Source organism: Streptomyces purpurogeneiscleroticus (assembly GCF_020024005.1).
Lineage (GTDB): Bacteria > Actinomycetota > Actinomycetes > Streptomycetales > Streptomycetaceae > Streptomyces > Streptomyces purpurogeneiscleroticus.
In genome coordinates, this window is sequence record NZ_NHSG01000056.1 from 1 (window position 1) to 7,040 (window position 7,040).

The following is a 7,040-nucleotide window of genomic DNA, read 5'->3' on the forward strand; positions in this document are numbered from 1 at the left end:
CCGTTCCCCCGGGCTCCCCCTGCCACGTCGGGGAGCCGCACCGTTCCGCCGCCCCGTGTCGGCGGTGCCGGCGCCGGCTTCCCCTCCGTGGCCTCCACTTTCCCGTCCGGGCAGGTCGCGGCCCATCCGCGTACCTACTCATCTCGTCTTCTGAGTACGTGTACTCAGGGCTGGGTGCTCATCCTCAGGAGGGGCCGGCTCCGGCCTCGGCGCCGGCGCCGCCCGCGTGCTGACGGCCGCTCACCCGCCCCTGCAGGAGCCGGGAGAGCGCCGCGTGCACGTCGTCGATCGACCGGTCCGGCTGGAAGGACTGCCAGTCCAGCGCTGCCACCAGCACCATCCCGAACAGCGCGGAGGCCGTCAGCGGGATGTCGATCTCCTCGCTCAGCTCGCCACCGGCCACCGCGTCCCGGATGACGTCGGCGACCACGGAGACGGCCCGTTCCCGCACCATCATCAGCGTGGAGTTCCACGTCCGGTTCGTGCGCCACAGCTCGGCCACGTAGAGCTGGGTGAGCGCCGGGTACTGCGAGATGAAGTACAGCCCCGCGTGGATCATCGCGTCCAGCGCGTCGACCCGGGAGCCGCCCCGCTCCGCCACCTCGTCGGCGGCGTTCTGGAGCGAGGCGGCCAGCATTTCCACGCCGTGCCGGAGCAGCTCTTCGAAGAGCACGTTCTTGCTCGCGAAGTTGTAGTAGACCGTGCCCTTCGCGACACCCGCCCGTTCGGCGATCTCGTCCACCGTGGTGGAGGAGAAACCCTGTTCGGCGATGAGCGTCACCGCGGCCTCGAAGAGCTTGCGCCGGGTCGCCTCGCGACGCGTGTTGGAGCTGTCCATGGAGGCGATTGTGCCCCCTGCGGTGTGCCTGCTCACAAGCTGAGCTCCGGGTGCAGGTCCTTCATCCGTACGACCTGCCGGCCGCGCGCGGTCCACGTGGTGAGCGCGAGCGCGCCCACGGTGAAGGCCGCGAGCACGAGGCCGCCCTGCCACACCGGTGTCAGGTCACCGCCCGTGATGAGGCGGCGCAGCCCCTCCACGATGTACGTCATCGGCAGGTACGGGTGCAGCGCATTGAAGAAGCCGGGGCTGGTCTGCACCGGGTACGTGCCGCCCGCCGAGGTCAGCTGGAGCATCAGCAGCGCCAGCACCAGGATCCGGCCCGCGGCGCCGAATTGCGCGTTCAGCCACTGCACGATCGCCGCGAAGCAGGCCGTGGCCAGCACCAGGTACCCGATCGTGCCCGCCGCGTTCACCATCTCCAGGCCCAGCCCGAAGTGCAGCACGGACATCAGGGCGGCGATCTGCAGCACCCCGATGGCGAACACCGGGAGCCAGCCGGACACCGCGGTCCGCAAGGCGCTCGCGCCGGCCGCCAGCGCCCTCCGGTTCAGCGGCTGGATCAGCATGTAGGCGACCATCGCGCCGACCCACAGGGACAGCGGGATGAAGTACGGGGCGAAGCCCGTCCCGTAGTTGGGCGCCTTGTGCGCCGAGCCCGAGGCGAGCTGCACCGGGTCGGACATCACACCCGTACGGGCGTCCCGCTGGTCCTTGTCGTAGTCCGGGATCTGCTTGACGCCGTCGTGCAGCCCGCCGGCCAGCTTCGCCGAGCCGTCGGACAGCTTGAACATGCCGCCGTTCAGGGTCTCGGCGCCGTTCTTCAGCTTGCCCACGCCCTCGTCCAGGTCGCCGGCGCCGGTCTGCAGCCTGCCCAGACCGCTGTCCAGGTCGCTGCCGCCCTTCTTGGCGGTGCCGGTCCCCTCGTGCAGATCGCCCGCTCCGGTGGCCAGCTTGTCGGCACCCTTGGCCACCGCGTGGGCGCCCTTGTTGAGGTCGTTGACCTGCTTGACGGCCGTGTCCAGGTCCTGGCCGAGCGTGGGGCCGTGCTCGGCGAGCGCGCTCGCGAGCCGGTGCACCTGGTCCAGGTCCTTGCCCAGCTGCGCCAGGTTCTTCTCGTTCCGGACCAGGCCGCTGACCTCCTCGGCCTTGTCGGCCGCCGCATCGGACTTGTCCCGCATGTCCTTGATCTCGGTGCAGGACGGGTCGCGGTCGGTCAGGGCGTTCTCGCAGCGCAGCTTGTAGAAGGCCGCGACCTGGTTGGCCAGCGCCCGGGAGGCCGTGGCCCCGTCCGAGGCGGCCTTCGGCAGCTTGTCGAGGTTGTCCCGGATGGCCTGCGAGCCGTCGGCCACCAGACGCGCGGCGTCGCCGATCTCCTTGCCGTGCGCGTGCACGAAGGGGCCCACCGCCTTGTTGGCCTCGTTCACCTTGCCGGCGAGCTTCTGGGTGCCGTCGGCCACCTGGCCCGCGCCCTTGGAGACCTGGCCGGCCCCCGTGTCGAGCCTGCCCGCCCCGGAGTCGAGGTCCTTCAGGCCGTTCGCCAGGTCGTGGCTGCCCTTCTTGGCGGTGTCGATCCCGTCGGCCAGGTCGCCGCTGCCCTTCTTGGCGCTGTCCAGGCCGTCCTTCAGGTCACCGGTGCCCTTCTTGGCCTGCCCGATGCCGCCCTTCAGTTCGGAGGCGCCGTCGGCTGCCTTCTTGGTGGCGTCGTGCAGATCGGAGAACGACACGAAGATCTTGTCCAGGAAGCCGCGCGAGGACTTCGCGGACGCCGCGGCGCGCACCTCGGAGAAGACCGTCCGGGAGATCTGCCCGACGATGTAGTTGTTGGCGTCGTTCGTACGGACCTTCAGCTCGCCGGCCTCCGGGTGGTCGCCGGAGCTGGACGCGATCGACGTGCTGAAGTCGTCGGGGACGGTCAGCGAGAGGTAGTACGTGCCCGACTCGACCCCCTTGGCCGCGTCGTCGGCGCTCACGGGGTGCCAGTCGAAGGTGTCGCTGTCCTTGAGGCCCTTGACGAGTTCGTCGCCGGCGTTGATCTGCTCGCCCTTCGCCGAGGCGCCCCGGTCGGCGTTGACCAGCGCGACCGGGATCTTGTCCAGGCGGGAGTACGGGTCCCAGAAGGACCACAGGTAGAGCGCACCGTAGAGCAGCGGCAGCAGCAGGAGGGCCACCAGCGCCGCGCGCGGCAGCTTCCCCCTGCCGAACCGCTTCAGCTCAAGCGCGGCCAGCTTCGGCGAGCGCATCCGCCGCCCCCTCCTCGTTCTTGGTGTTCTTCTCGGTGCCCGCTTCGGGCTCCGCTTCCGCGGCCGGTTCCGCGTCCGCTTCCGCTTCCGGCTCCGGCTTGCCGGGGCGGCGCGCCGTGGAGACCACGAGCGCGTCCTCGGGCGCCTGGCTGCACACCGCCAGTACCGTCGTCCCGGCAGCGGCCAGCCCGCGCAGCAGCGCCCACGCCTGTGCGCGCTCCTCGTCCGACAGCTTCAGGTCGGCGTCGTCGACGGCCAGCAGCCGCGGCGCACCGATGAGCGCCAGCGCGACGGACAGCCGCAGCGCCTCCAGCCGCTCCAGGTCCCGTACGGACGTCCGTACGCCCTTGGGCAGCGTCTCCGGGTCGAGCCCGGCGGCCTCCAGTGCGGCGTCGATCCGGCCCTGAGCCTCGGCGCGGCGCTCGCGGCGCGGGCGCAGCAGGGCGCGTACCGGGCTGCCGAAGCGGCGCTGCAGCAGGGCGCGCTCGTGCAGGTGCTCGGCGACCGTGAAGGCCGGGTCGAGCTCGGCGACACCGGGCACGTGGGCCAGCGCCGTGACCGCCCGTACGGCAGCCATCTTCTTGGGCAGCGACAGGCCGCCCACCCTGGCCTTTCCCGCGGCCGTCTTCATGCGTCCGGTGAGCGCGAGCAGCAGACATGTGCGGCCCGAGCCGGACGGCCCCTCGATCGCGATCAGCGCGCCGGGCTCGGCCGTGATGTCGACGTCCTGGAACGCCCAGCCGCGAGGTCCCTTGACTCCGAGGCCCTGGGCCTTGACCGCCGCCCCGTGCGGGGTGCTGTCCACGTTCCCTCCCTCTTGAACTGACCAGTCAGTGCAAAAAGTATGCCGCATGGTGCCCGGGTGGGCGCAAGTCGGCCGTGAGGGGATCTGGCGTGATCTCGACTACAGGGAGAAAGTGCAGGTCAGGCCGATTGTCAGTGGTGTGCCTCACGATGGGTTGTGCGGTTCCGAGCCGTTATGCGACGACAGGAGGTTCGTCATGGCAACTCGTCCCAGTGGGGCAGGTTCCGCTGCGTACGGTCCCCCGAGCGATGTCCACCCCGTCCTGCGCCGGACGGCCGCCCCGCCCGCCGCCCTCGACCTGCTGGCCAAGGCCCAGCGCGGCCTGGAAGAGGCGGCGGCCCTGGAAGCCCCCAACGAGCGCTTCGCGACGGCTCATCTCGCCGCCCTGCGTGCCGCTGCCGCGGTGCTGGCCGTACGGGGCCGGCCCGAGCCGACGCTCCGCCGCCGGCAGCGCATCCGCAGCGCCTGGGAGGTGCTGCCCGAGGTCGCGCCCGAATTATCGGAGTGGAGCGCCCTGTTCGCCGCCGGCGCCGAGCGCCGGGCCCGCGCCGAAGCGGGCATACCCGGGGCGGCCGGCCCGCGGGAGGCCGATGACCTCCTGCGCGCCGCCGCCCACTTCCTCCGCCTCGTCGAACGCCTGCTGGCCCTTCAGCCGCTGCTCCCGCCGCCCCGGACGCGCGCCGGGTGACGGAAGCGGCATGGCCGAAAACGGCGTGGCCGAAAGCGCGCGCAGCCGGAAGGACCGAAAGGGGGGCGGACCGGAAGGGGGCGAACCGGGAAGCTCGCCCTTCCCGGGTGAGCGGGCGCCGGGAAAAGCGCGGGCGCATTCCCCGCTTCGCCATTCCCGTTCCCCTCTCCCCTCTCCTCCCTTTCTGTTCCGTGGAACGGAAAGGGAATTACCGGGAAGCGCGCCCCGGTGCGGGCGGCCGCAATCCGCCTCGGAAAGGCCCGGAGCGGCCGCCGGGCGCGGTTCGGTGGTGCGCGGGCGTGGCGGAGGGCGCGCGACCCCATAGGGTGGGAGGCGCTATCAGTACATGCCCCCGCGAGGAGCCACCCGCCGTGTCTGACCCGCTGCGCCCGCGCGCATCCCTTCGTACCGCCGTGGTCTGGGAGGTCCTGAAGGACGCCCTGGAGCGCCGGGCCAAGGCCGCCGGGCGTGACGCCCTGGACGTCCTGGACACCGGCGGCGGCACCGGCAACTTCGCCGTGCCCGTCGCCCGGCTCGGCCACCGCGTCACCGTGGTCGACCCCAGCCCCAACGCGCTGTTCGCCCTGGAGCGCAGGGCCGCCGAGGAAGGCGTGGCCGACCGGGTGCGCGCCGTCCAGGGCGACGCGCACGGCCTCTTCGAGGTCGTCGAGCCCAGCGGCTACGACGCGGTGCTCTGCCACGGCGTACTGGAGTACGTCGACGACCCGGCCGAGGGCGTCCGCAACGCCGTCGAGGCACTCCGCCCCGCCGGCACGCTGAGCCTGCTCGCCGCGGGCCTGGGCGGCGCCGTGCTGGCGCGCGCCCTCGCCGGCCACTTCACCGAGGCGCAGCGCGCCCTGAGCGACCCCGCGGGCCGCTGGGGCGACGGCGACCCGGTGCCCCGCCGCTTCACCGCCGAGCAGCTCACCGAGCTGGTCACCCGTACCGGCCTCGCGGTCGGCGCGGTGCACGGCGTGCGGGTCTTCGCCGACCTGGTCCCCGGCGTGCTCGTCGACACCGAGCCCGGTGCCATGGACGCGCTGCTCAAGCTGGAGGCAGCGGCCGCCGAGCTGCCCGCTTTCCACTCCGTCGCCACCCAGCTGCACGTCCTCGCCGAGCGCGGCTGAGGGGCCGTGGCCCCTACATCGGCCGGGCGCGCGCCGCGAGGCGAACACCGACTGCCGGGTGCAGTCGGCCACAGGGCCCCCGATCAGCCGCTTCGCCCCGTATGATCGGAGGTACAACGTCCGGCATGGCGGGAGGGCGGATGGGGAATGCAGGGTGCATCACCATCGGCCACCATGGTGGCGCGGACAGTGAATTGGCGTAGAGGGGCGGGTTTCACGGGGGCGATTCCCTGCCTATCCTGAAAGGGTCGCACCCGGTCGCCCCCCGCGACCGACGAGTAGGAGGACTCCGTGCCGCTCTCGGAGCACGAGCAGCGCATGCTCGAGCAAATGGAGCGAGCGCTGTACGCCGAAGATCCCAAGTTCGCGACAGCGCTTGAGGGAAGCGGGCTGCGTACGTACACCCGGCGACGGGTCTACCAAGCGGTCGCGGGCTTCCTGGTAGGTATCGCGCTCCTCATGGCCGGAATGGTCGCGCAGCAGATCTGGATCAGCGTGGTGGGCTTCCTCGTGATGCTCGGCTGCGCGGTCCTGGCCGTCACCAGCTGGCGCAAGGCGCCCAAGCCGGGTGAGCAGCAGGCCGGAGCGGGGGCCGCCCGAGGCGGAGGCGGACAGTCACGCCGTACGTCCCGGCAGCGGCGCTCGATGATGGAGCGCATCGAAGAACGCTGGCAGCGCCGCAGGGACGAACAGGGGCACTGAGCGCCCCGCCCCCACGTCCCCGGACCCGGACCCTTTCGACGTCTGAGGCTTCTGAACCTGAGAGTGGTGTGGGCCGGTCCCGGTTTCCCGGGACCGGCCCACACCACTCACTCATGCCGGGGCACCCGTCAGCGGCCGCCCGGGCCGCCCGACCCGGTCCCGGGATCAGCGGGCCGCCGACCGGCCCGGTACCGCCGTACGCAGCCGGTCGAGGGCGGCCGAGACGCGGGCCGAAGCGGTCCACAGCAGGCGGACGGCGGAGCGCGGGGCCAGTACGGCGCGCAGCCGCTGCCGCGAGGAGGCCGCGTCGTGCAGCCCGGCGCGTACCCGCCGCACGTCGTCGGCCAGGCCGGGCACGGCCTGCGGGTGCGGGGCGTAGAGCGCCTGCTCCACCGAGCCGGCCACCCGATGGGCCGCCTCTGCGGCCGGACCCGTCAGCTCGCCGACCCGGACGATTCGCGCGGCCGCCTTGCGCGGGGTCAGCGCGTCGTCCGGGACGATGCCGTAGTCCCAGCCCGAATCCACCAGCTCCCGCCAGGGACCGAGGGCGCCGGCCGCCGGGCCCCGGGCCCGGGCGCGCGCCGTCCGGCCACGGGTCCGGGCCGCGCCGAGGCGGCGGGCGCGGGACCGTATCCGC

General features: G+C 72.7%; 7 protein-coding genes. 3 read left to right on the top strand and 4 right to left on the bottom strand.

Annotated features, from left to right (window positions below):
* Positions 1–184: 184 nt before the first annotated feature.
* From CCS38_RS01625 to CCS38_RS01635, 3 genes are read right to left on the bottom strand one after another with little or no spacing between them, the layout of a single operon-like run.
* The gene (locus tag CCS38_RS01625) at positions 185–838 is read right to left on the bottom strand and encodes a TetR/AcrR family transcriptional regulator (RefSeq protein ID WP_223731375.1); all 654 of its coding nucleotides are present in this window, start codon (positions 836–838) and stop codon (positions 185–187) included.
* 32 nt (positions 839–870) lie between these two features.
* Positions 871–3,081 carry a YhgE/Pip family protein gene (locus tag CCS38_RS01630; RefSeq protein WP_223731376.1) on the bottom strand — a complete coding sequence of 737 codons (2,211 nt, stop codon included), beginning with the start codon at positions 3,079–3,081 and terminating at the stop codon, positions 871–873.
* The gene (locus CCS38_RS01635) at positions 3,053–3,886 is read right to left on the bottom strand and encodes an ATP-binding cassette domain-containing protein (protein WP_223731377.1); all 834 of its coding nucleotides are present in this window, start codon (positions 3,884–3,886) and stop codon (positions 3,053–3,055) included. Before CCS38_RS01635 ends, CCS38_RS01630 begins: the two co-directional genes overlap by 29 nt.
* Before the next feature lie 196 nt (positions 3,887–4,082).
* Between CCS38_RS01635 and CCS38_RS01640 the strand changes: the two genes are divergently transcribed.
* The 3 genes from CCS38_RS01640 to CCS38_RS01650 all read left to right on the top strand — a co-directional run bounded on the left by CCS38_RS01640 (position 4,083) and on the right by CCS38_RS01650 (position 6,403).
* Complete coding sequence (locus tag CCS38_RS01640) at positions 4,083–4,574, top strand: SAV_6107 family HEPN domain-containing protein (RefSeq protein WP_223731378.1); 492 nt, start codon at positions 4,083–4,085, stop codon at positions 4,572–4,574.
* A gap of 371 nt (positions 4,575–4,945) precedes the next feature.
* Entirely contained in the window at positions 4,946–5,701 is a 756-nt protein-coding gene (locus CCS38_RS01645; RefSeq protein WP_223731379.1) for a methyltransferase, read from the top strand.
* 291 nt (positions 5,702–5,992) lie between these two features.
* Positions 5,993–6,403: an SCO2097 family morphological protein gene (locus tag CCS38_RS01650; RefSeq protein ID WP_223731380.1), complete on the top strand. Its 411-nt coding sequence runs from the start codon at positions 5,993–5,995 to the stop codon at positions 6,401–6,403.
* Between the two features lie 165 nt (positions 6,404–6,568).
* On the opposite strand, the gene CCS38_RS01655 is transcribed toward CCS38_RS01650, so the two are convergent.
* Positions 6,569–7,040, bottom strand: a 472-nt coding sequence (locus CCS38_RS01655) for a DUF4129 domain-containing protein (RefSeq protein ID WP_372456961.1), incomplete at its 5' end; no start/stop codon positions are given.